Source organism: Clostridium fungisolvens (assembly GCF_014193895.1).
In the GTDB taxonomy this organism is placed as follows: domain Bacteria; phylum Bacillota; class Clostridia; order Clostridiales; family Clostridiaceae; genus Clostridium_AR; species Clostridium_AR fungisolvens.
Window position 1 is genome coordinate 89040 of sequence record NZ_BLZR01000002.1, and the last position, 23131, is coordinate 112170.

General features: G+C 31.5%; 17 protein-coding genes. 4 read left to right on the forward strand and 13 right to left on the reverse strand.

Annotated elements, in window-relative coordinates; translation table 11 throughout:
- Window positions 1-207: 207 nt before the first annotated feature.
- Both bsdtw1_RS22780 and bsdtw1_RS22785 read right to left on the reverse strand, forming a co-directional pair.
- Window positions 208-2481, reverse strand: a complete 2274-nt coding sequence (locus bsdtw1_RS22780; protein ID WP_183279953.1) for a glycoside hydrolase family 65 protein — start codon at window positions 2479-2481, stop codon at window positions 208-210.
- A 38-nt stretch (window positions 2482-2519) separates the two neighbouring features.
- Window positions 2520-4829: a glycoside hydrolase family 65 protein gene (locus tag bsdtw1_RS22785; RefSeq protein ID WP_183279954.1), complete on the reverse strand. Its 2310-nt coding sequence runs from the start codon at window positions 4827-4829 to the stop codon at window positions 2520-2522.
- 483 nt (window positions 4830-5312) lie between these two features.
- Between bsdtw1_RS22785 and bsdtw1_RS22790 the strand changes: the two genes are divergently transcribed.
- Window positions 5313-6578 carry a response regulator gene (locus tag bsdtw1_RS22790; RefSeq protein ID WP_183279955.1) on the forward strand — a complete coding sequence of 422 codons (1266 nt, stop codon included), beginning with the start codon at window positions 5313-5315 and terminating at the stop codon, window positions 6576-6578.
- Window positions 6579-6675: 97 nt separating this feature from the next.
- Here the strand turns inward: bsdtw1_RS22790 and bsdtw1_RS22795 are convergent, their stop codons facing one another.
- The 3 genes from bsdtw1_RS22795 to bsdtw1_RS22805 all read right to left on the reverse strand — a co-directional run bounded on the left by bsdtw1_RS22795 (window position 6676) and on the right by bsdtw1_RS22805 (window position 10201).
- The gene (locus bsdtw1_RS22795; protein WP_183279956.1) at window positions 6676-7560 is read right to left on the reverse strand and encodes a carbohydrate ABC transporter permease; all 885 of its coding nucleotides are present in this window, start codon (window positions 7558-7560) and stop codon (window positions 6676-6678) included.
- A 14-nt stretch (window positions 7561-7574) separates the two neighbouring features.
- Window positions 7575-8489 carry a carbohydrate ABC transporter permease gene (locus bsdtw1_RS22800; RefSeq protein WP_183279957.1) on the reverse strand — a complete coding sequence of 305 codons (915 nt, stop codon included), beginning with the start codon at window positions 8487-8489 and terminating at the stop codon, window positions 7575-7577.
- 314 nt (window positions 8490-8803) lie between these two features.
- Window positions 8804-10201 carry an ABC transporter substrate-binding protein gene (locus bsdtw1_RS22805; RefSeq protein WP_183279958.1) on the reverse strand — a complete coding sequence of 466 codons (1398 nt, stop codon included), beginning with the start codon at window positions 10199-10201 and terminating at the stop codon, window positions 8804-8806.
- Window positions 10202-10386: 185 nt separating this feature from the next.
- Between bsdtw1_RS22805 and bsdtw1_RS22810 the strand changes: the two genes are divergently transcribed.
- A complete protein-coding gene (locus tag bsdtw1_RS22810; RefSeq protein ID WP_183279959.1) occupies window positions 10387-11355 on the forward strand; it encodes a hypothetical protein in 969 nt (322 codons plus the stop codon).
- Between the two features lie 252 nt (window positions 11356-11607).
- Here the strand turns inward: bsdtw1_RS22810 and bsdtw1_RS22815 are convergent, their stop codons facing one another.
- The 4 genes from bsdtw1_RS22815 to bsdtw1_RS22830 all read right to left on the reverse strand — a co-directional run bounded on the left by bsdtw1_RS22815 (window position 11608) and on the right by bsdtw1_RS22830 (window position 16052).
- Window positions 11608-13359, reverse strand: coding sequence for a sensor histidine kinase (locus tag bsdtw1_RS22815; protein WP_183279960.1), 1752 nt, complete (start codon window positions 13357-13359; stop codon window positions 11608-11610).
- 592 nt (window positions 13360-13951) lie between these two features.
- Complete coding sequence (locus tag bsdtw1_RS22820) at window positions 13952-14551, reverse strand: nitroreductase family protein (protein WP_183279961.1); 600 nt, start codon at window positions 14549-14551, stop codon at window positions 13952-13954.
- 95 nt (window positions 14552-14646) lie between these two features.
- Window positions 14647-15060, reverse strand: coding sequence for an acyl-CoA thioesterase (locus tag bsdtw1_RS22825; RefSeq protein ID WP_183279962.1), 414 nt, complete (start codon window positions 15058-15060; stop codon window positions 14647-14649).
- 137 nt (window positions 15061-15197) lie between these two features.
- Window positions 15198-16052 (reverse strand): patatin-like phospholipase family protein, encoded by an 855-nt coding sequence (locus bsdtw1_RS22830; RefSeq protein WP_183280014.1) that lies wholly within the window; start codon window positions 16050-16052, stop codon window positions 15198-15200.
- Between the two features lie 151 nt (window positions 16053-16203).
- Between bsdtw1_RS22830 and bsdtw1_RS22835 the strand changes: the two genes are divergently transcribed.
- A complete protein-coding gene (locus bsdtw1_RS22835; RefSeq protein WP_183279963.1) occupies window positions 16204-17136 on the forward strand; it encodes a DUF2935 domain-containing protein in 933 nt (310 codons plus the stop codon).
- A gap of 192 nt (window positions 17137-17328) precedes the next feature.
- On the opposite strand, the gene bsdtw1_RS22840 is transcribed toward bsdtw1_RS22835, so the two are convergent.
- The 4 genes from bsdtw1_RS22840 to bsdtw1_RS22855 form a co-directional block, all read right to left on the reverse strand.
- Window positions 17329-17826: a hypothetical protein gene (locus bsdtw1_RS22840; protein ID WP_183279964.1), complete on the reverse strand. Its 498-nt coding sequence runs from the start codon at window positions 17824-17826 to the stop codon at window positions 17329-17331.
- A 100-nt stretch (window positions 17827-17926) separates the two neighbouring features.
- Window positions 17927-19255, reverse strand: coding sequence for a PTS cellobiose transporter subunit IIC (celB, locus tag bsdtw1_RS22845; protein ID WP_183279965.1), 1329 nt, complete (start codon window positions 19253-19255; stop codon window positions 17927-17929).
- Between the two features lie 62 nt (window positions 19256-19317).
- On the reverse strand, window positions 19318-19626 hold the full coding sequence (locus tag bsdtw1_RS22850) for a PTS sugar transporter subunit IIB (protein WP_183279966.1): 309 nt from the start codon (window positions 19624-19626) through the stop codon (window positions 19318-19320).
- Window positions 19627-19735: 109 nt separating this feature from the next.
- Entirely contained in the window at window positions 19736-20068 is a 333-nt protein-coding gene (locus tag bsdtw1_RS22855) for a PTS lactose/cellobiose transporter subunit IIA (protein WP_371874767.1), read from the reverse strand.
- Window positions 20069-20398: 330 nt separating this feature from the next.
- On the opposite strand from bsdtw1_RS22855, the gene bsdtw1_RS22860 reads away from it, so the two are divergent.
- Window positions 20399-23050, forward strand: coding sequence for a sigma-54-dependent transcriptional regulator (locus bsdtw1_RS22860; protein ID WP_183279967.1), 2652 nt, complete (start codon window positions 20399-20401; stop codon window positions 23048-23050).
- Window positions 23051-23131 lie beyond the last annotated feature (81 nt).

Sequence of the window (23131 nt, forward strand, 5' to 3'; positions counted from 1 at the left end):
TGAAAACAGACGCTTATTTATGTATCAGTGAATTTTAAAGCATAAAATATAGATGAACCATTTCATAATTGAACTTATATTTTCAAATTCTCCTCTAAGAACCCATAGAAGTTTTAAAAATAAATTTCGGATTGAAGTGATTCATCTTAAATTACTACATACGAAAAAACTGTCCAAAGGCAATGCTATTACCTTTAGACAGTCTTTTTAATATCCTATTTCTATTATTTGACCAGGATTACATATAAGCTTCTTGCCACTTATAATAAATTCATTGGATTTTTGGTTTATGTTATCTGCTTTTATTGTTATTTGATTTTTGGTAATACTTACAGAATACTTTTGTCCATAATGTACTACTCTAAACTTTAGCGAAGTCCAACTTTCTGGTAGTTTAGGACTCATAGTTATCTGCCCTTCACTGGCTTTAACTCCTCCAAATCCTAAAACTGCAGTCATCCAAGCTCCACCATTAGATGCAGGATGAGTTCCTCCAATATAAAGAGTTCCAACATATTGTTTTGAATCTCCTGTCAAATCAATTGTAGCTGTCTTTAAGAAATATTTATATGCCCAATCAACTTTATCAAGATCAGCCGCAAGTAGTGCATAAACGCAAGCACTTAAGCTAGATCCATGCTCAGTCTGAGGCTCATAATATTCCCAGTTGCTCCTCTTAACCTCCTCTGAGTATCTATCCTTAAACAAATTTAGAACCAATACAACATCTGCTTGCTTAAGTATTTTAGTAGTTGTAGCTAATCCATTTCCACCACCTAAATACTCATTTGGGTCTATAATTCTCTCTTTTAATTTTTCAAGGCTTATATTTTCTAATCGCTCATATCCATCAAATTGTTCTATTATATTTGTTTCTTTATCAGGGCTAGGAATATATAGTTTCTCAAGCATGTCCTTAAAATTATCTACTTCTCTTTCAAATTTAATTGCTAAATTTAAACTTATATATTCTTCTTCATATTTGTTCTTTAACAGCTTAATAGCTGATAAGGCTGCTTCCAAGGTATACTTAACCATTATACTTGTATAAGCGTTATTATTTACTCTCTCATGATACTCATCTGGACCAGTTACATCTAATACTTCGTATCTATTTTTATCCATATTAAAATAAGCGTAAGAATAGAAGAACCTAGCACATTCAATTATTGTTTCTGCCCCGCCTTCAACAAGAATGCTTTCATCTCCTGTAGCAAGATAATACTGCCATATAGCATACGCAACATCTGCACTTATATGAACTTGTTTATCTCTAAAGTAAGTTCTCATGGGTCTTCCAGTAAATACATCTGTAACATTAAAATAAGTACAAGCATCATCACCAGTATCCTGGCTTTCCCAAGCATAAAACGCCCCTCTATATCCGTAATCAGCAGCTTTTCTTCTAGCTCCATCTAAGGTATTGCATCTATATTTTATTAAGTTCTTAGCTATTTCAGGTTTCGTATTTAAGAAAAATGGCAACATGAATATTTCTGTATCCCAGAATATCGCACCTTTATAAACTTGACCTGACAGTCCTCTTGCTGGTATTGAGGTCTTATCTGTATGAGTTGGTGCAATAATCATTAGATGATATATGCTATATCTAAGTGCTAATTGAGAATAATCATCTCCTTCGATCTCTACATCAATATCATTCCATCTCTGGTCCCATAATTCTTTATTCATTTCAAATAATTTATCATAGCCAAGATTAACTGCTGATATATTTGACTTAATTGCCGCACTTACACAATCTTCAACTTCATCTCTATCTTTAAATACGGATACATACTTTATAAATGTATATTCTTTATCGACTTCAATATTTGATGATATTTCTCTAAATGAATTATAGCTATTGCTATTATACACTTCATTGCCAAAACTAACTTCAATTCTTTCTGCTACTGCCAAAGAATTTTTATTTTCATTAGTGATTGCATGAAATATACAATTATCCTCACGTTGATATGTTTCTAAATTTATAAGATGAGGACCATTTATATCCCAAACCTGTCCATCAATTCCTGTTTCAATCACTACATCACATGATTCTGATGCCTTAAATGAGTACTTCATACATATAAGATGTAGGTTATATAAGCTTACAAATCTTTCTGCCCTTACTTCAACCTTTATCCCACTACTATTGATAAACTTAGTATATCTTCTATGGGTTGAATTTCTTATATTAAGCTCTTGTTCATGATGATCTATATCACTACTAAGAACACTAAGTAATTCTCCATTACAATATAGTCTTGTAAATAATCCATTTGGAGCATTGACAGGTTCTCTCCATTTATCACCTACCTTATCATATAAATCAGATAAATTACAGGCGACTAACTGCTCCTTTGAGAATTCCTCCATAGTGCCACGATAACCCATATAACCATTTCCAATGAGAAACTTATTACCATTAAGTTCAATCTTACCTTTATCAAATCCGCTTTCTTTTATCAACCACTCCACAATATCACCTTCCTATAAATATCCTCATAAGATTTACTTTAACCTCTTGCAGCACCAGGAATCCCTAACTCTATTCCTTTCTTATCAATTTTATAATCTATTCCATATACATTAATAGTAACTTCGGTTCCCTCAATCACGCTTGCTCTTACGTCTGTTTTATCTACTAAAATTTCTACAACAGTTCCTTTATACAACATCCTAAAAGAATAACTATTCCATACTTTTGGTATAGATGGATTGAGTTCTATCTTGTCACCATCAGACTTCAAACCTCCAAACCCATATACAATATTCACCCATGCTGCTGCAATTGAAGTAGTGTGCAAGCCTTCATTGGTATTTCTATTATAATTATCTAAATCCATTCTTGTTGCAAAGTTAAAAAAACTGAAAGCTTCTTCATGCTTATCAAGTTCTGATGCAAATATTGAGTGTATTGATGGTGAAAGAGAGGATTCATGTATGCATCTTGGCTCGTAGTACTCATAATTCACCTTTTTACTTTCCTCTGAAAATTCACTTCTAAAAAGGAACATGAACATAAGCACATCTGGCTGCTTAATCATATCATTCCTATAAATTCTGTCATAAGACCAATTGTTATATAGAGGAAATTCCTCTACAGGAATACTGTTAATATCCACATGCGGAAGATTAAAATAACCTTCATGCTGTTCATATATTCCTGTTTCTTTATCCAAAGTTATCTTCATTTTACTAGCCATATTTGACCAAGCCTGTAATTCATCATCTAATAAATCAACCTTTTGTACTAAGTTAGATAAACCAGCAGGACAATTATTCTTCATATCCTTTATTACATCAAGGGTATACTCAAAGGTTTTCTTTGCCATATAGTTGGTATAGCAGTTATTGTTCACCATCATTTGGAACTCATCTGGCCCCATTACCCCAAAATATCCATACTCTCCCGTCTGTCCACTCCAATCGCCTCTAGTTGCTAAGTATCTGCATATCTGCACTAACATCTCACAGCCTTTATCATATAGAAACTCCTTATCGTCTGTAAGCTTAACATAATGAAAAACTCCATAAGCTACGGCAGTACTTGGCTGCATTTGAAGACTCGCATGTTGCCATAAAGAGCAAGCTTCTTTTCCATTTAGCGTTGCTATAGGATAGCAAGCTCCCTCACAGTCTAACTGTTTAGCTCTTTCAATTGCCATAGGCAAAGTATTATATCTATACTCTAGTAAGTTTTTAGCTGCTCTAGGATTGTTAAAGATATAAAATGGCAGACAGTATGTCTCTGTATCCCAAAAAGTATGTCCGTTATATGCCTCTCCAGTTAACCCCTTTGCTCCAATATTAAGTGAAGGATCTTCACCATGATAAGTTTGATGCATTTGGAAAATACAATATCTTATCCCCTGCTGATTATCCATATCTCCATCTATTGTTATGTCAAATTTATCCCAAACCTTTGTCCAATAATCTATGTGCTTTTCCTTTTCTTTGTCGTAGCATATGTTATCAAAGTTATTTACTAATTTAGATGCCGTTTTAATTACTTCAGCTGCTTCAATCTCTTTTGTTTTTTCTACATAATTAAACACTACTTTATCTATTTTTGTTTCAATCCCTTGACTTCCATTTATGATGAGTTCATATCCTATAAAATCTTCATTTTTTATAACATTACTTTTATAAATACTATCTGATGATATATTAGAGGCTGAAAATACCTTTTGCTCAGTAAAAGAAGTTTTACCAAGTATATATATATAATCCTCTAGTGTTTCTCTCTCAATAGTTGTCCAATATTTTTTTGCTGAAGATTTTTGTAGCACATCAAAATCAAGCCCCATGACAACCTTTACTTCACCATAAAAGTTTAGCGGTGTTATAGCTATTCTTTGGCATCCATATCTCGGACTACCCATACTGACAAATCTCTCAAAATCAAGCTTTACATGCTTTCCACTAACTGTCTTCCATATAAATCTACGATTTAAGATTCCAGTTCTTAAATCAAGAGTTCTCCTATATTCATCAAATTCGCTTGATGATAAATCTAATACTTCATCATCAACATAAATTCTTGTATATAACCAATTTACAGAATTAATCATAAAATGAGTATCTCTTACTATGCCTTTATAATGTAGAGCTGCTGCTTCCTTGGTTTCTTCATATACTCCATTAAAATAAGAACCTATGAATTCACCCTGTTTATAACCTTCCTCAAAATATCCTCTTACCCCCATGTACTCATTTCCTAAAGAAAAAATTGACTCTGATACATTACATCTCTCTGAATCAAATCCTTCTTCAATTATCCTCCATGGATCTAACTTCAAGTATTTATCTGCATATTTTTGCATATTTCCTACTCCTCCTATATTTAATCCTATAATTATGAAAATCTAATTTTACTTATTATTTATTCAGGTGCACAACTTAGTAATAAAATTAATATATTTTCAGCAATATGACAAAATCATATTAATTCTTTGCGTAAGCTCATTAAAGCATTGGATGCGTGACCGCTTAATTTAAACACGGTGTTTTGTTAGTATCTAATTATGATTAAATTATAGGTTTTATAAATATTTGAGTATAGGTTGTAATTCTGCTAAATAGTTTCTAATAATGCTGAGTTTAATCATAAATAGTGAATTCTTATTAATCATTTGTTAGAATATATTTGAGATAGTGTTTTAAGATGTACCACTTCAGTCCGAAATCTATTTTAAAACTCTCACGAGTTCTGATGAGAGAATTTAAAAATAATAAACTTTATTAAGAAGTGGTCCAGCATAAATGTATACGTTTTAAAGATGTAGTAAGTAAGGGGTGGGGTTACTATGTATTCAATGTTGATTTTAGATGATGAGTATATTGTCAGATATGGAATTAGAGAAACAATTGATTGGAACGAATACTCCATTGACATAGTTGCAGATGCTGATAACGGAAAAACCGGTTTAGAATTAGCGCTTAAGTTTAATCCTGATATCATAATAACTGACATTAGAATGCCAGAGTGGGATGGTCTAGAATTTTTAAAGGCTATAAAAACTTCTAATATAGACTGTATAGTCATTATTTTAAGTGGATATGAAGAGTTTGAATATGTTCGTACAGCCCTTCATAGCGGAGCCTTTGCATATTTATTAAAACCTATCGATAATAACGAACTTATAAAAACGGTTTTGGATGGAATTAAAGAGTTGGACAAGAGACGCAATAAGCAAAAACAATATTCCTTGTTAGAAAGTGAACTTCCGAATGTAAAACAACTGTTTTTAAATAACCTCATTACAGGCAAACTCTCTGATTTAGATGCAATAAAAGAAAAACTTAAACTATATGGTATTGATATATCGCCAATAAACGATTATGTATTATTCTTAACAGTAAATTCAAGTGATGATATTCTTAAATCTTCAAATAAGGATACGATTAGTTTAATTAGAAATACTTTGACTAGCTTAATCTCCAAGTATTTAAATGATGGTAATATGAGCTATGTCTACACGGAAGCTTCTGACTTAAAATGGACCATAATTTTAAGTCATCCACATATTGAGAACGCAGTTAAGGCGATAAAGAATGCTGCTAAAAAGATTATTTACGAATTTGAACAGATTACAACACTTACATGTTGTGTAGGAATAAGTAATGTATGCAAAGACCTCTCAATTATTCATAGTGCTTGCGAAGAAGCTGAAAAGGCAGTAAACAATAATATGTTCACCGATATAAACCGTATATTAAGCATTGATGGAATAGAAAATACTATGTCTTCAAGGAAGATTAATGAAGCTATAAAATATATAACAGCAAACTATAACAAAGATATTTCAGTTGAAGATGTGGCAAATGCATTATATATAAGCCCTTCTTATCTAATGCATCTATTAAAAGATAATATAGGTAAAACCTTTAATGAATGTCTAAAGGAAGCTCGAATAAATGCAGCTAAAGAGTTGTTGGTTAATCCAAGATATAAGGTTTATGAAGTATGTTATAAAGTTGGATATAACGATATAAAATACTTTAGTCAAGTATTTAAACGTTCTACCGGAATGACTCCTAGTGAGTATTCAAAAAAGGCTCATGTCTTCTAATATACTGCAAATATGTAAAAGCATAGACCTTCTTCAGTTATGGGTTGAATAACTAAGGAAGGTCTTTAAGCATTGATTGTATTTACAATATTATAAACTATTCCTTTATACTACCTTCCATTGCTCCTGCAGTGATTTGCTTTTGGAAAAGTATAAATAAAATTATAGGTGGTATGATTGCTAAAGTAATACACATCATAAGCTGATCTGGTGTCATTTTTCCGCCTTGGCGGGCTACAAACAGCTTAACCATAACAGTGAAACTACTATCCTTCTTTAAAACCAAATAAGGAAGAAGGAAATCAGACCATGCTGCGTTAACTGCATACATACCGATAACCATATTTATAGCTTTACTTAAGGGAGCCACTATTTTGAAAAATATCTGAAAATCTGAACATCCATCCAACCTCGCAGCTTCAATAAGAGATGTTGGAATTGACTTAAAAAATGTAATATAAAGTATAACGTAAAATGCATTTGCTCCTGCCACAAACCATAATGGCGTGATTTGGTTGTTTAAATGCAATGCTACTATGTTCTTAAAAACTGGAACTAAACTAGTAGTCGCTGGTATCATTAAACTTATCATAACTAAAGCATGAATAACTTTGCTTCCTCTTGGTTTAATTATGGCTATTACATAAGCAAGTAACCCATTAAATACAATTGCACAGACTACACTACCTACAACAGCTATTAAAGAATTCTTGTAATACTTTATAAAATCAAGTTTATTCCAAGTCTCAGCCAATCTTTCTGGATGGAATTGATCTGGCCAAAAAGTTGGTGGTTGTCTAAAAAACTCTTCTTGTGATTTAAAGCTTGATAGCATTACCCATAATGGCGGTACAATGGAAGCTATAACTATAACAAAGCATATTATAATCATAATCAGGTATGCCAGTTTTACTGGTTTTCGTTTTAGATCAAAGGTAGTTATAGCGCCATAGCCTTTATTACTTATTTTCGATTTAAACATTTGGCCTCTCCTTTCTATTCCTCACTGTTTCTGTTAAGAAGATTGTATACACAAGTTAATGCAATAAGTATTATAGCGATAATAACACTTAACGCTGTTGCTTGAGCTATCTTCATATCTTGGAATGCATATTTGTAATTTAACTGCATTAGAGAAATAGAAGCATTATTAGGTCCTCCACCCGTCATTACCATTGGTTCATATAATACTTGAAAAACAGCTATAATTTGAAGTATAAATAGAGTTTTACAAGTACTAAATAGTCCTGGAATAGTTATATAAAAAATCCTTTGCCATATTCCTGCACCATCCATAGCTGCAGCTTCATAATGTTCTTGATTTAGTCCTTGTAATCTTGCAAGGTAAACTAAAGCAGTTGATCCTGCACCCTTCCAAGTCATTGTGATTACTATTAAAAGAATAGTCCACTTTGGATCTTCTAGCCACTTATGTGGCTCTACTCCAAACTTACTTAAAAAAACATTTAATATACCATTGCCTCCTGGGGTCATGATTAAGGACCACATCATAACAGTAGCTACCCCTGGAACAACGTTAGGAAAATACATTCCAACTCTAAACAACGATTTAAAATATACAACTTCATTTAATAAAATTGCCATTACTATAGGAACTAAAAAACCAACTACTAAAGACCAAAAAATATAAACAAAAGTATTGCTTAGTGCCTTCATAAACACTGGATCTTGAAATACATTTATGTAGTTTTTAAATCCTACAAAAGCTACAGGATTAAAACCTTGTGTACTATAAAATGATAGTTTGAGACTTTGAAGAATAGGTACCCATACGAAAAAAGCAAATAACACCAATGACGGAATCATTATCATCCATCCTGATATATCTTTTCGCCATACATTTTTGCTTATTTTTCTACTTTTGATTGGTGTTTGTGTAGCAAGTTTCATGGCATCATCGACTCCTTTCCTTACTTTTTATATGGATGTACCACTTCGCAATAAAATTTATTATTTTTAAATCCTCTCACCAGAACCCGTGAGAGTTTTAAAAATAGTTTTCGGTTCGAAGTGGTGCATCTTTAATAGAAAAGGCTGCATATCACTTTCTTGATAGATAAAGATGAACAATCTTTCTGAATAATTACTTCAAAACTCTGGGGGGTTAAGCCAAGATGATTTGAATAAAGATTTTAAATAATATAATTGTTCATCTTAATATCTTACTAGTGCTTTATACAGCCTTATTTAGTACATGGAATAAATTATTTCTTATTTATATTTGTATCTAGCTTTTGTTGGAAGTTGCTATTAGCCTTATCCATAAGAGCTTGAACATTTGCATCTTTATTAGTTAATACTGCCTGAATAACTGGATATAATTCAGCATACATATCTTGAGTAAGATTTGGCTCTTCTGTATGAAGAGTTTTTGGTACATTACTGAAATAATCCTTAAATAAGTTGTAGTTTATATTTTCATTAGCTTTTCTTATTTCTTCAACCTTGTCTAAGTAATCTTTATTTGTCCAAACTTGGAATGATGGAATAACTGGAATATTATTTTTCTTACGATAATCTGCATCATCCTTAAGTCCCTTTTCTGTGTCAGCATTAAGAACTGGTGCTTTACCCATTATTTCTATAAATTTAAGAGCTCCATCAATTTCATCCTTTGAAGCTGTTGAAGAGAACATATAAGGAGTACCACCCATTAATGAGTATTGTCCACCAGGACCTGCTGGGAATGGAACTAAAGCTAAATCATCTTTACTTAAGCCATAATCTTTAGTTGGAACATTTACACCATCTTGTGCTGCAAAGTACATTGCTGCATTACTAGTACCTATTGCTTGCATACCTGATGTCCAATCTTGAAGAATTTCATCAGTTACTGCATTATACTTCCATTTTAAATCCTTTACATATTGCATTGCTGCTACTGCTTCTTTAGAGTTTAAGTTAGATTTCCACTTTCCATTCTCTTCTACTTGAAGCTTTGCTCCAAATGCCCATGCTATATTGGAGAAATGCCATCCACCAGAATTGTCTTTTGATAATAATACAATTCCTGCTTTTCCTGTCTTTTGTTTAATAGTTGCAGCTGTTTGAGCTAATTCATCCATAGTCTTTGGATACTTAGGTATATCTCCATCCATTAATCCTGCTTGTTTGAATAACTTTATGTTAACGTACAAACCTAATGCATATCCATCACGTGGAATTCCGTATGTCTTTCCATCTTTAGATAATAGATCTTTTATCTTAGGATCCATTGAATCTAACCATTTATTTTCTTTTAATTCATCAGTGATATCTGCTACATACTTGTTTGCTATCAACTTTTGTGGTTCTGTATACCAAGTTTCAAATACCGTTGGTAGTTGTCCACTTTCTGCTAAAGGAACAAAGCTTTCTACACTATATTTATAGTGTGCAGGTTCAATAGTTATCCAATTATATTTTTTCTCACACTCTGCTTTGTACTTGTTGAATAATGCAACTTGCTCAGCATCAGTATCCTCTGGCCACATACCAATCTTTACTGTAACCTTCTTGTGTCCATCAGCTGTAGCTGGCTTGTCTTCCTGTTTATTACATGCTGTCAAAGATGTAACTGCTAAAATCGCAGATATAAGTATTAGTGATAAACGTTTTCTCATAACATTCCCTCCTTAAATAATTTGCATCCCTCTTACAATTAAAAGTATACAAGAATCCCAAAAATGAAAACAGGCTATAATCATGCTAAATAGTTTGTTAATCTGCACATATTTTATATACACCGTTGAAAAGGTTATCACATAAATATATAATTTAAATTAAGCTAGTTTCGTGGGGTGATTTGATGTCTGCAAAAACACGTATAATATTTCAATCAGTAGCAATCGTTATATTATCAATTATTTTAATAATGTTTATCGGATATAAAAAAATGCAAAACGTACTTCTTCAAAATCGTATTCAGTCTTATGTAGAAACTATGAAGATCCAATCGCAAAATATAGATTACTTTAGAAAACTCATCGAGAACATTACCGATTATTCAATTAATTCTCCTCAAGTCATTGATTCACTTAAGGATACTTCATATAATTCTACTGTAACTAATAGCTTGTCTGACTTGAGATCTATAAATCTTGATATAATTGGATCTACCATCTATTCTTCTAATGGGCTTAGATATGAAAGCAATAGCAATTATAATTTTCCATCCTTTGATTCATTTTCTAAGACAAAAGAATATACTAACTTTATTAAGACCTCTAAAAGCTCAATGTGGATGCTGTGTTCAGACGATATTCCTAAATATAGATATACTAACTCAAAAAGCACTAACGTAGTATCCTATATATCAAAGATATATGATGTTTCTTCTTCCTTAGGAATAGTTATCGTCAATATAACTACAGGTTCATTTATGGATTACTTTTCATATGATGTATTTGATTCTAAGTTCTCTCTTTCAGTATACACTCCTGGAACTGATCCAATATATGAATACGGTGACCAAGCCCTAATACCACCAAAGGAGCCAGACCTTATGAATATTCTTTCTTCTGGAAAGAATTATACTCTTAGTAAAGATAAAACCAAATTAATAATCGTAGAAAACTTACTAGATAAAGACACTTATGTCATAAAAACTATCTCCTTAGATAACTTCTATAAAGAGACTGGCAAGCTAAAAGCTTCTTTTGTACTGATAGCTATTGTATTACTTATGACACTTATCTTACTTTATAGCAGGTTTGTGAATAATATATTAAACCCAATAATATCTCTTCATGATAAAATGATTCAATATCATGATTAGCATCTTATGAAAAAATCACTGAAGCGACTTTCTTCAGTGTTTTTTTGCGCATCTGCCTTTCCGAATGAATATGAGGAAAACTTGGCAGGCGACATATTCTTCTTTTTTATTCTTTAAATTATATGATATTTTAAGTCGTTGCTCATATTTATCCACAGATATACTTGAGTTATAAATTCCTAAAGAATAAAAAAATATACTTTCTCTATAAATAAAAAAAATTCGCTAAGAGTCTTCTTAGCGAATTTTTTGCTACTGCTTTTCTCTTCTTGCTAATTTTATTATGACAGTAGTCCCTTTATTAGGTTGGCTTAATATGCTAATACCATACTTACTCCCATACTCTAATTTTATTCTCTCATCTACATTCTTCAACCCATACCCCCCAGATTTACTCTTATCCAAGTTATCGAATTCATCTAGCATTTTAGGGTCAAATCCCTTACCGTTATCTATAACTTCAAAAATCAACATATCATCATATTTCATCCCATTAATTTCTATCTTACCATTTTCCTTCTTGCCCCTAACTCCATGTTTTAATGCATTCTCAACTATAGGTTGAATAGTGAGCTTAAGAATATATTCATCAAGGATATCATCAGGGATATTATATAAAATCTGCAGTTCATTAGGAAATCTCATCTGCTCTATAACAACAAAGCTCTGTATTAAACTTATTTCCTCGCTTATTGTTATATACTTTTCTCCCTTATGCAAACTCATTCTGAAAAACCTCGAAAGAGCCATAGTGATTTTTTCAATATCAGGCTCCTTTTTTATTTTTGCCATCCAAACAATTGTGTCTAAAGTGTTATATAAAAAATGAGGATTTATCTGAGCTTGCATCGCAGCTAATTCTAATTCTCTCTGTTTTTCCTTTTCCTCATTATTTTTAATAATAAGCTCATCTATTCTTTCTACCATATCCACATATGCTTTTTCCAATTCAAAAAACTCATCATGTATCTTAGTTTCTTTAGCTATGCCAATACTTTGTTTTCCTCCTTTAAATCCCTTCATGGCAGCTTGCAATCTTCTTAAAGGTTTTAAGATATATGCAACGGTTAAAAATGAAAGTGCTATAGCAATCACTGCACTTACTGTTGATATAATCCATACGTTATAACTTATTTGCTTAGTTATAATATCAATGTTTTCTTCTTTTATATACGTAAGTATATACCAGTTAAATCCTATATCTTTAAGTTGTTTATCAAAGGAAGTATTGGCAACTACCATTTTCTCTCCCTTGAAGTCTATATGATTCAAATTTTTACCCATGATAGAACTAAACTTATAATCATATATAGTTTCACCTATACTGTCACTATCCATTGAAGACATTATTTTACCTTCACTGTTTACAATCATAGAAAAGCTATTATTAACAAGTAAATGATTATATATTTTAATAAGATTATTAGATTTAACATAGGTTACTAAGTATCCATTTATTCTTCCAGTATCTAAATTTCTAAACTTGCGACCAATCATTATATACGCTTGTCCGTTTTTATCTTTAACCACTCCGTCGCTATATGTTATCTTACCCGAATCATCAATCTTATCTAGAAAATTCTTATCAGGTAATGACAGATTTTCATCATCTGCCATCCTGTAGCTCTTTCCTTCCTTTGTTATTATGACCACATCTGCAATATTATCATATTCTTTCATCTGAGATAGCAACTGCTCTTTTATACGTCTTTGCTTTTCCTCATAAGTTATTGAATCATCATTTATTATTTGATTATAGACTTGTCTAGATAAAAGCCTCACTGAAGCCATATTCACATCATTTATTACTAGATCCATACTTTGACAAAGCTCACTTTGAGCAGAATATAAATAAGCAGTTAAATCACTATATATTATCCTATTAGAGTAAAAATTCATTACTGCAGAAATTATTATAGTTACAACCATTAAGGTTATGGCTGTAATCCTAAAAAAACTATTATATAAGCTCCCCTTTTTTAGAATAAGTTTCTTTTTTAACATTTTGACTCCTTACTAGAGCGTTTATCTATACATTTTAACCAGCTCCAAAAAACGTTTACACAAGATATAATAAAATTTCATCTAATATATCTAACTATACATGTACCTCTCAATATCGAATTGAAATGCAATGGATGAACCACTTCATAATTAAACTTTTATTTTCAAATTCTCCTCTCAGAACCCAGATGAGTTTTAAAAATAGATTTCGGATTAAAGTGTTTCATCTTTATCTATATTATATTGTTAATGTAATATGCTGTAAATACATAAAAAAGTTGATGAAGCAACCCTTCTTCAGCGACTTTTTTTGGCATCTGCCTTTTCTCAACGTATGTGAAGAAATTCTGGCAGGGGCCATATTCTTCTTTTTTATTCTTTAAATTATATGATATTTTGAGTCGTTATTCATATAGATGAACCACTTCGTAATAGAATTTATATTTTTAAATTCTCTCACCAGAACCCGTGAGAGTTTTAAAAATAGATTTCGGATCGAACTTGTTCATCTTTATTTATCTCCACATATACTTGAGTTATAAATTCCTAAAGAATAAAAAAAACACCTGCGTAGGTGTTTTTTATCCCTTCATCATTTGAAAACTTTAATTCTTTCATCTATTGGCATAAAACTCTTTTCTCCGGGAATATGTAGTGGTTTTCCAAAAGGCATCTGTGCTATTAGTTTCCATTCATCGGGTATACTCCAAGTTTTTTTTACTTCATCATCAATCAAAGGATTATAATGTTGAAGTGAAGCTCCTAGGCCTTCTATTTCTAGTGCAGTCCAAATTATATACTGAAGGATCCCCGAAGACTGCTCTGACCAGATAGGAAAATTATCTTTATATAATGCAAACTGTTCTTGTAATCCCTTCACAACAGCTTGATCTTCAAAATATAATATAGTTCCGTGACCCTTACTGAAAGAATCTATCTTTTCCTCTGTTTGTGCAAAATTTCCTTCAGGAACTATCTTTCTTAAAGCTTCCTTGGTAATCTCCCATAACTTTGTATGATGTTTATCCAATAACAATACTGCTCTACAACTTTGTGAATTAAAAGAAGTAGGAGCGCATTTAACCGCTTCCTCCACCATATGTGCAATTCTTTCATCTGGTATTGTAGAATCATCACTAATTGCATAGATTGACCTTCTGCTTTTAATAGCAGTGTAAAAATCAATTATCATCTTTCTGCCTCCTATTTTTAATTGCTACTTAAAGATTATTTTAATAACTTATTAGTACGTTATATTTTTAACCTTCATAGGAGGCTTTATGTATTTTATAATAAACCTTGTATCTTATTCCATATATCTATATTGTTCTTTTTTAAATTGATTATTTTAAAGTCCTTATTAACAAATGCATGAACTGTTTTTCCTTTAGCTAATGTAATATTATCTGCATCTCTTATTACTTCATATGAGAATACAACTTTTGCACCATTAAGTTCTTCAACCCAAGTTTTAATTGTAACCTCATCTTCATACTTAGCTCCAACCATATATCTGCAGTTACTTTCTACTAAAGGCATCATTATGCCGTTATTCTCCATATCACTATAGCTAATTCCTGATTCTTTTATAAACTCTGTTCTTCCAACCTCAAACCACGCATAATAGTTTGAGTGGTGAACTATTCCCATCTGATCAGTTTCTACATATCTTACCTTAATTTTTGTTTCACTTATATTCATATATATCTCCCCATACACAGATAACTTCATAATCAAATTTATATTCTTAAAGGCTCTTGTCAAAATCTATCAGAGTTTTAAAAATAGTCTTACCTATAAAGTTATCCATCTTTATTAAACTATATAAAAGATTGAATTTATAACCATGCCTTCAATCTCTCATAATTCTTTTTTGCATCTTCATAACCTAAGTCATAAAGTCTATACAATTTTTCCGGTCTTTTTTCTAATCTATCAACTTGCAGATCCTCACTTGGCCTTAATATGAATACATTTCCTTCCTTCTCCATATCACCAGCTAAATCTAAAGTCTTATTATAAACATCGTGTCTACTTACCATAGCCTTTGATAAACCCTTGTATTTAGAATACACTCTATCTACAACCCATTTCCTCTTGAAAGCTTCTTTTCTGTATCCATCAGGCCTAGTCAATATTACCACATGCTTTTTATTGCCATCATTGATAGATTTCTTTAATGGTATTGGATCAGATATGCCTCCATCCAATAGATTATAATCATTGTATTTAACCACTGGTGCAACAAATGGCAGGCTACTAGATGCACGTATAATTTTTAGAATCTCATCATTGTCTTTAAAACACTGATTTTTTTCCACATAAAATGGTTCTCCAGTTACGCAATCAGTTGCTCCGATTACAAATTTTTGTTCTGAACTGAAAAAAGTATCGTAATCGAAAGGATCTAATTCATTTGGTATTCTATTATACACGAAATCTATTCCAAATAAACTTCTCTCCTTTATCATATTTCTATAACTTAAATATCTATGATCTCTCACGTACCCTATATTAATTCTTTTGTTTCTCTCAAATTGTTTAGAAATATATGATGCTGCATTACATGCGCCTGCTGAAACCCCTATTATATATGGGAAGTGTAAAGACTTTTCCAGGAAGAAATCTAGTATACCGGCTGTATATACTCCCCTTAAGCCGCCTCCTTCAAGTACTAATCCTATATCTTTCATCATATCACCTTCTACTTTTTATTTACTTTATTATACTAAATTGTTTCAATTTATAATAGTAGAAATATTGAAGTAACAATTTATACAATATAATCATATACTAGTGAATGTGGAGTCCATATACATAAATAATATTAAGAAAGGATATACAATGCTCACTGATAGAGAATATATTATTCACTCTTTAGAATTTAACCTTTTCTTTTTGAGGATCGCAAGAGAACATACCATCTTCTTATCAGCTTCACTTCCCCTAAAAAATTTAAACACCATAAAACAAGCAAATGTCTTCAAAAGAGCATATGAAGATCTTCTTTCAAGAGCTATTTTACTTAGTACAAACGATCAGATTAGCAACGATTTAGTTAACTCTGGAGAGTTTCTTACAGAATATACCCTTGATGCTGAAAAAATCACCTCTCAGCTGACAGGAATACCTATCGAAACAAGTATTACTAAACAAGAAAGCATTATTTTTAGGTCCACTTTACCAAGATCAAGGCAAGATAATATAGTAGCACAGATATCTGCAATTAATGACGAGGCCATTCGCCTTACTACAAGTGTAATAGCATTTCAAACTAAGTTACTGAATGACATCTTAAGTTGTAAAGCTTTTAGCTACACTTATCCTTTAATGTTAGACCACGTTACAAGAGAAGCTCAATTCGCAGTTATGACTTTAAGGAAACTACAAATGAAGGATACAATAGATACACTTAATGAGATAATAAATTTTGAAATAAATTGGACTAGAATCATGGATGAGCATTCTAAATTCATAAGAGGTTATTTAGATCCTTCAGAGACAGCTTTATTTGATACTGCTGATGGATTCTCAAATGATTTAGATAAATTACTTGCTTCAACCTTAGCACTTGAAGATAGTCCAGAAGATTTAGCTAGAGTTACTAGAGAAACCATAAATCAAGTTACAAAACTAAGAGATTTTAAAAATCAAGGTACCGAGGGTATATTAACTTGTAAAATCAAATCTATTATTCCTCCTTTATTATCAGACCATGTACTTCGAGAAGCAAATTACTACCTTAAGCTCTTAAAGACCTTTAAAACAATAAAATAGTTCATATATGCAAAGGTGGCTGTGGTAAAACCATTTAATAAATAGTTTTATCACAGCCACCTTTTTGGGTTAATAATTTATTCTAACTTTCCTAAAATAAAAGGAAAATTTATTTTCTAATTCTTAATTAATTTTTTAGAAATAATTTAAACTTTTATTAAGTCTAGATCATAGTTGCAATATTACAGGAATCTAATTTTTAAATTTAAGATATTTAAGAGGGCTAACTCCATCTCTTGCTTTAAGAAGATCACCTCTTACTGCCATCATATAAAATCCTACAGTAAATAGGATTACAAATGGTCCAAGTAAATTACTTATAAAAACTGCTATTAAAAGTGTATGATTAGCATAATTATAAACATTCATAAATGGAATATTAATATGCTTGAATTTATTGTATGCGAAAAATATTCCGCTAAGAAATAATGCTGCAAAAGCAACTCCTATAGTTGCGTAAAGAACAATTCCAATTAAAGTAGGTATTTCTAGAGTTTTATAATATAGTATAAACACATCAAAATTACCGTAAATAACTGATTTAAAAGCCTTCATTATTGTATAAAATATAAGTCCTGCGATTGAAACAATTAAATCAAATCTTAATAATTTTCCAAAGGATTCACCTTTAAAAGTATGGTATAAATGAGGTTTAAAGAGACTTATTTTTAATTCATTTAGAAGATTCAAGATCAAAACCCCTTTCAAAATTTTTAGCATATTTATATGTACATAGGTGGTTACAAGTATGTAACCACCTATATTTTATATTATATACTATATTGTCTTTTTATACAGATGCATTTTCAGCTGTATTGTAAGATTTTTCTTCTTGGAAGTATTGCTTATCAACAGTTCTGATGAATGGATAGTAGCAAAGGAATGCTACAGCTAATTCTACTATTTGTAGTAATGCTCCTCTAACACCAGCTATTAAGAATCCACCGAATACTGCAGGAGTTGTCCAAGGAATTATAACTCCTGAAGGTCTTGGAACTAATCCAGTAGAGATTGCTATATAACAAACTACTGCAAGAACCATTGGTGTCAATATGAATGGTATCATCATTATTGGGTTAAGAACTACTGGAAGACCGAATGTTATAGGTTCATTGATGTTGAATAAACCAGGAAGTATAGCAAGTCTACCAAGTTTCTTACATTGTTCAGACTTACATAAGAAGATCATAGTTAAACATAATGCTAATGTAGAACCAGAACCACCTAATTGTAAGTATATTTCTTGGAATTGTTGAGTAATAACGTGTGGTAATGCACCGCCAGCCTTAAATGCTGTTAAGTTATCAGCTGATAATGAAAGCCAGATTGGTGACATAACTGAACCAACAACGTTAGCACCATGAATACCAAATACCCAGAATAAGCCTATGAATAGGTTCGCAATAAGTGTTGCACCTAAACTATCTCCTAATGAAGTTAATGGAGCTTGAAGTATCTTGTAGATGAATCCATGTACTGTGTGGTATGAAGTAAATGTGAATAGAAGTCTTACAACATCAAAGCAAGCTATTACCATGAAAGCTGGGATAAGTGCTGAGAAGGCTTTAGATACAGTTGGAGGAACTCCTTCTGGCATCTTGATAACCCATCCTCTAACGTTTACAAATCTTATTATTTCAGTAGTGAAGATTGCTGTAAACATACCAACGAATAATCCTTTTGATCCAAGCCATTCCATTGGTATAACACCAGTTATATCATAAACTGTCTTTGAATCTGCAGGAGTAAATGTTGTTGCAAATGGTGTAAGTATAAAGAATGCTACTAGTGCTATAGCACCACTACTAATTCCTTCTAATTCATAGTGAAGTGATAAGCTGTTTGCTATACCATATACTACAAAGATTGTCATTATTGACATTGTTGCGTCAAAAGGTATTGTAAAGAATGATTTCCAGTTTGCTCCAAAGATACTAGCCATTAAGTCTAAGAATCCTTGAATTGGGAAGTTTGCCACTAAAAGTGACATTGCACCGATGATCAGTAATGGCATTGCAAGCATGAAACCATCACGGATTGCTAATAAATATCTGTTACCAGAGATTTTAGCAGCTACGGGCATAAGCTTTTCTTCTAATAAGTCCATAGGTTTTGACATAATTTTTATCTCCTTTCAAATTTAAAAAATATATAATGAAAAAATTTCAAACTAATTAATAATTATTTCTTTATAAGTGCTATTGCTTTTTCTAGAACCTTTTGACCATTCATCATACCATAGTCTTGAGGAGCTATTACATCTATTGGAACATTATGCTCATCGCATATTTTCTTAGCTCTTGCAAGAGCAAATCTTATTTGAGGTCCTAACAAAACTACATCAGCTTCTGGAACATATTTAGCCATTTGAGCTTCAGAGTATGCATTTATCTTAGCTTCTATACCTTTAGCTTTTGCTGCTGCCTCCATTTTAGTAACTAATAAACTTGTTGACATACCTGCTGAACAAAATAAAACGATATTATACATAATAAATTCCTCCTAATAAATTAAGTTTTTTATTTCAATCTGAATATTTAATGTTTAATTTTTATATATATTTTTCTCTCTAAAACAAACCCTTATTTATTTTATGTTCTTAAGCTTTTGCTGCTTGTTCAAGTAATGGTTGCATTTGTCTTCTTAACTCAATAATTTGAAGTATAAGATTTTTTTCAGTTATAGCAGTCATTAAATGATCTTGACTGTGAACAAATAATGCTGTTATTTCAATCTTTTCTCCTTGAGCTTCTTTGTGTAAAAGTGAAGTTTGCGAATCATGAGCACGTCCTATTGCTTCGTCTGCAAGTTCTATCGAGGAAGAGGCTCCTTGAAAATCTCCACTATTTGCTTTTTCTAGTGCTTCATGAGCATAAGCTCTAGCATCACCAGCGTTGATGATAATACCCATTATAATTTCTTCCATATTCATCGTCCTGTCCCCCTTTAGGTGAGTAAGTTGTTTTATTTTTTTCTTGTGCCATATACTATAGCAAGAGCCGTGCCAAAACTCTAAAAACATCTAAACAAAAGGGTTTCAGTAAATGTTTACATTGTGTTTTGATGAAAAACATTAGTGTTTCGCATAAAAAACGATAGTGTTTTAATAATAAATACAGTGTTTTTTTTTGTAAAAATAGTGTTTTTTAAAAAATACACTAATAAAATTAATTGTATTTACTTTTGTTATGAAAATGTTTTAATATATACTTAATTACTATTATGTATATAATTGAGATTATATGTAGGAGGGAGATGAAATATGAAAAGAATAGATCTGATTTATAATAAGTTGCTAGAACTTTCCCGTCCAGATGGTATAAGTGCTTCGGAGCTTTCAGAGATTTTAAATATATCTAGGGCTAATGTTAGCTTTGATTTAAATAGATTATGGGAAGAAGGTAAAGTTAGCAAATCAAGTGGAAGACCTGTTAAATACTCTATTTCTTCAAAAGGCCAAAATCATTCTAATAATGAAACTTCTTTAGATAGGTTGTTAAGAAAAAATGAAAGTTTGGCCGAACCTATAGAAGGTGCTAAGGCAGCTATCTTATATCCACCTAAAGGCATGCATTGCTTAATTTTAGGTGAAACTGGTGTAGGAAAATCAATGTTTGCAGACTACATGCATGAATATGCTACAGAAATGGGTGTTAAGAAGAAAGACTCTCCTTTTATAATATTCAACTGTGCAGATTATACTAACAATCCACAATTATTAAATGCTCAGCTTTTTGGAGTTAAAAAAGGTGCCTATACTGGAGCTGAAAATGATAAAGAGGGATTAATTGAAAAAGCAAACGGAGGGATATTATTTTTAGACGAAGTTCATAGATTACCTCCAGAAGGACAAGAAGCCTTTTTTACTTTCATGGACAAAGGTTGCTTTAGACGTATAGGTGAATCAGACACGAGAACAGCGGATGTGTTAATAATATCTGCAACCACAGAAGATCCATCTTCGGTTCTTCTTAAAACTTTCACCAGAAGAATTCCAATGACTATTAAGTTACCTGCTCTTAGAGATAGATCAGCAAAAGAAAGACTGGAGCTAATAAGAGACTTTTTCGAAGCAGAAAGAATAAGGTTAGATAGAGAAATCGCAGCTTCTTTAAATACCATGAGAGCCCTATTATCATATGATTGTCCGAATAATGTTGGACAATTAAAAGCTGACATACAGCTCTTATGTGCAAAAGCATATTCTGACTTCTTAACTGGTAAGAAAAGAGAGGTTAAAATAACAAGTACTGATCTTCCCCCTCATATAAAGGAAGGATTATATAATGAAAAAGGAAACAGAATCTTATGGAATGAAACACTAGGAGAAAAAATTAACTTTTTCAAGTTCTCAAAAGGTGAGGATGATATTGTAAAACAACATGAAGAAGGAAGTATTTATGATATTATCGATAGAAAAGTACAAGAACTAAGATTAAAAGGTGTTTCTAATTTTGACATAGAGACAATATTGGAAAATGATATAACAAAATACTTTAAGATGTATATAAGGGGTGCAGAAAATGCAATAAGCAGAAAAAATCTTATAAATATTTTAGGTGAAGATACACTATTACTTATTGATAAGATGTTCTATTATGCAACCACAACTTTAGGAAGAAATTTTGATTCAAATACTTTTTCAGCATTGGCACTACATGTTAATACTCTAATCGAAAGATTAAACAGCAACAAAACAATAATAAATCCGCAGCTAAATTGGATAATAAAACAGTATCCTAAAGAATTTCAGGTTGCTAAGGAATGTGTTAAGATTCTAGAAGATCATCTTAAAATCAATGTACCTGAGGATGAAGCTGGATTTATTACATTGTTCTGGGTTCTAGAGAAGGAAAATAGAGAGAAAGATAAGGTTAAAGTTATTTTAATAGCCCATGGAGAAAGTACTGCAACTTCCATGGCTGATGTAGCAAATAAACTTTTAGGTGAGGATTATGTAGTTCCTATAAATGCCCCTATAGAAGTAAGTCCATTAGAAGTTTTAGGCGCTCTGAGGGCATATGTAAAGAATGATATGAATCCGATGGGATACTTAATTCTAGTAGATATGGGATCATTAACTACCTTCGGAGAAACTATAGAAAAAGAATATGGTATGCCAGTAAGAGTTGTAGCATTAGTTTCTACACTTCATGTATTAGAGGCTACTAGAAAGGCTAGACTAGGTATAGGCCTAGAAGAAATATACAAAGATGTAGTATCAATGAATTCTTATATGTTTGAGCATACTTATGATAGGGCTGTTAAGGAACAGGCTAAAAAGCTTGCGATAGTAACCGCATGTCTTACTGGAGAAGGAACAGCAATAGCTATGAAAAGCTTCTTATCACACAATTTAAGGTATGACAAAGATTTGTTAGAGATAGTACCGCTAAATTTTGCTGATAAACACCTAATAAAGTCTAAGCTTAAGGAGATAGAACAAGATAAAGAAATAATATTCGTTGTATCGTCTTTCCCTATAGACTATGATATAAAACAGTTTAATATCCAAGACGTAATAAGTCTTAGAGTTATAAATGAATTACAAGAAAAAGTTGATATAAAAACAACACTTATAAAGATGGAAGATGTTATATCTGAAAATATACAAGGAGTAGATGGAAAAGAATTATATAGAGATATATTAGATACATTAAATAGGGCAAAAACTATTCTTAGAATGGATCTCCCCGAGTCTACTATACCTGGTATAATACTGCATATAGCATTTATGGTAAATAGGATAATGAATGGACAGAGTCCAAGCGAATATAACGAAAAAGAAGCCTTTATCGAAGAGAATATTACTATATATAATGCTGTGAAGAAATCTTTAGAGCATCTTGAGAGAAAGTACTTAATAGAAGTATCTCAAGATGAGATATGTTATATAATGAATTTTTTTAGATAAGGATGAAACACTGCAATTTGAAAATATAAATTTAGTTATGAAGTGGTTAATTTATAATTAAATTCCCCATCTAAATTGTCG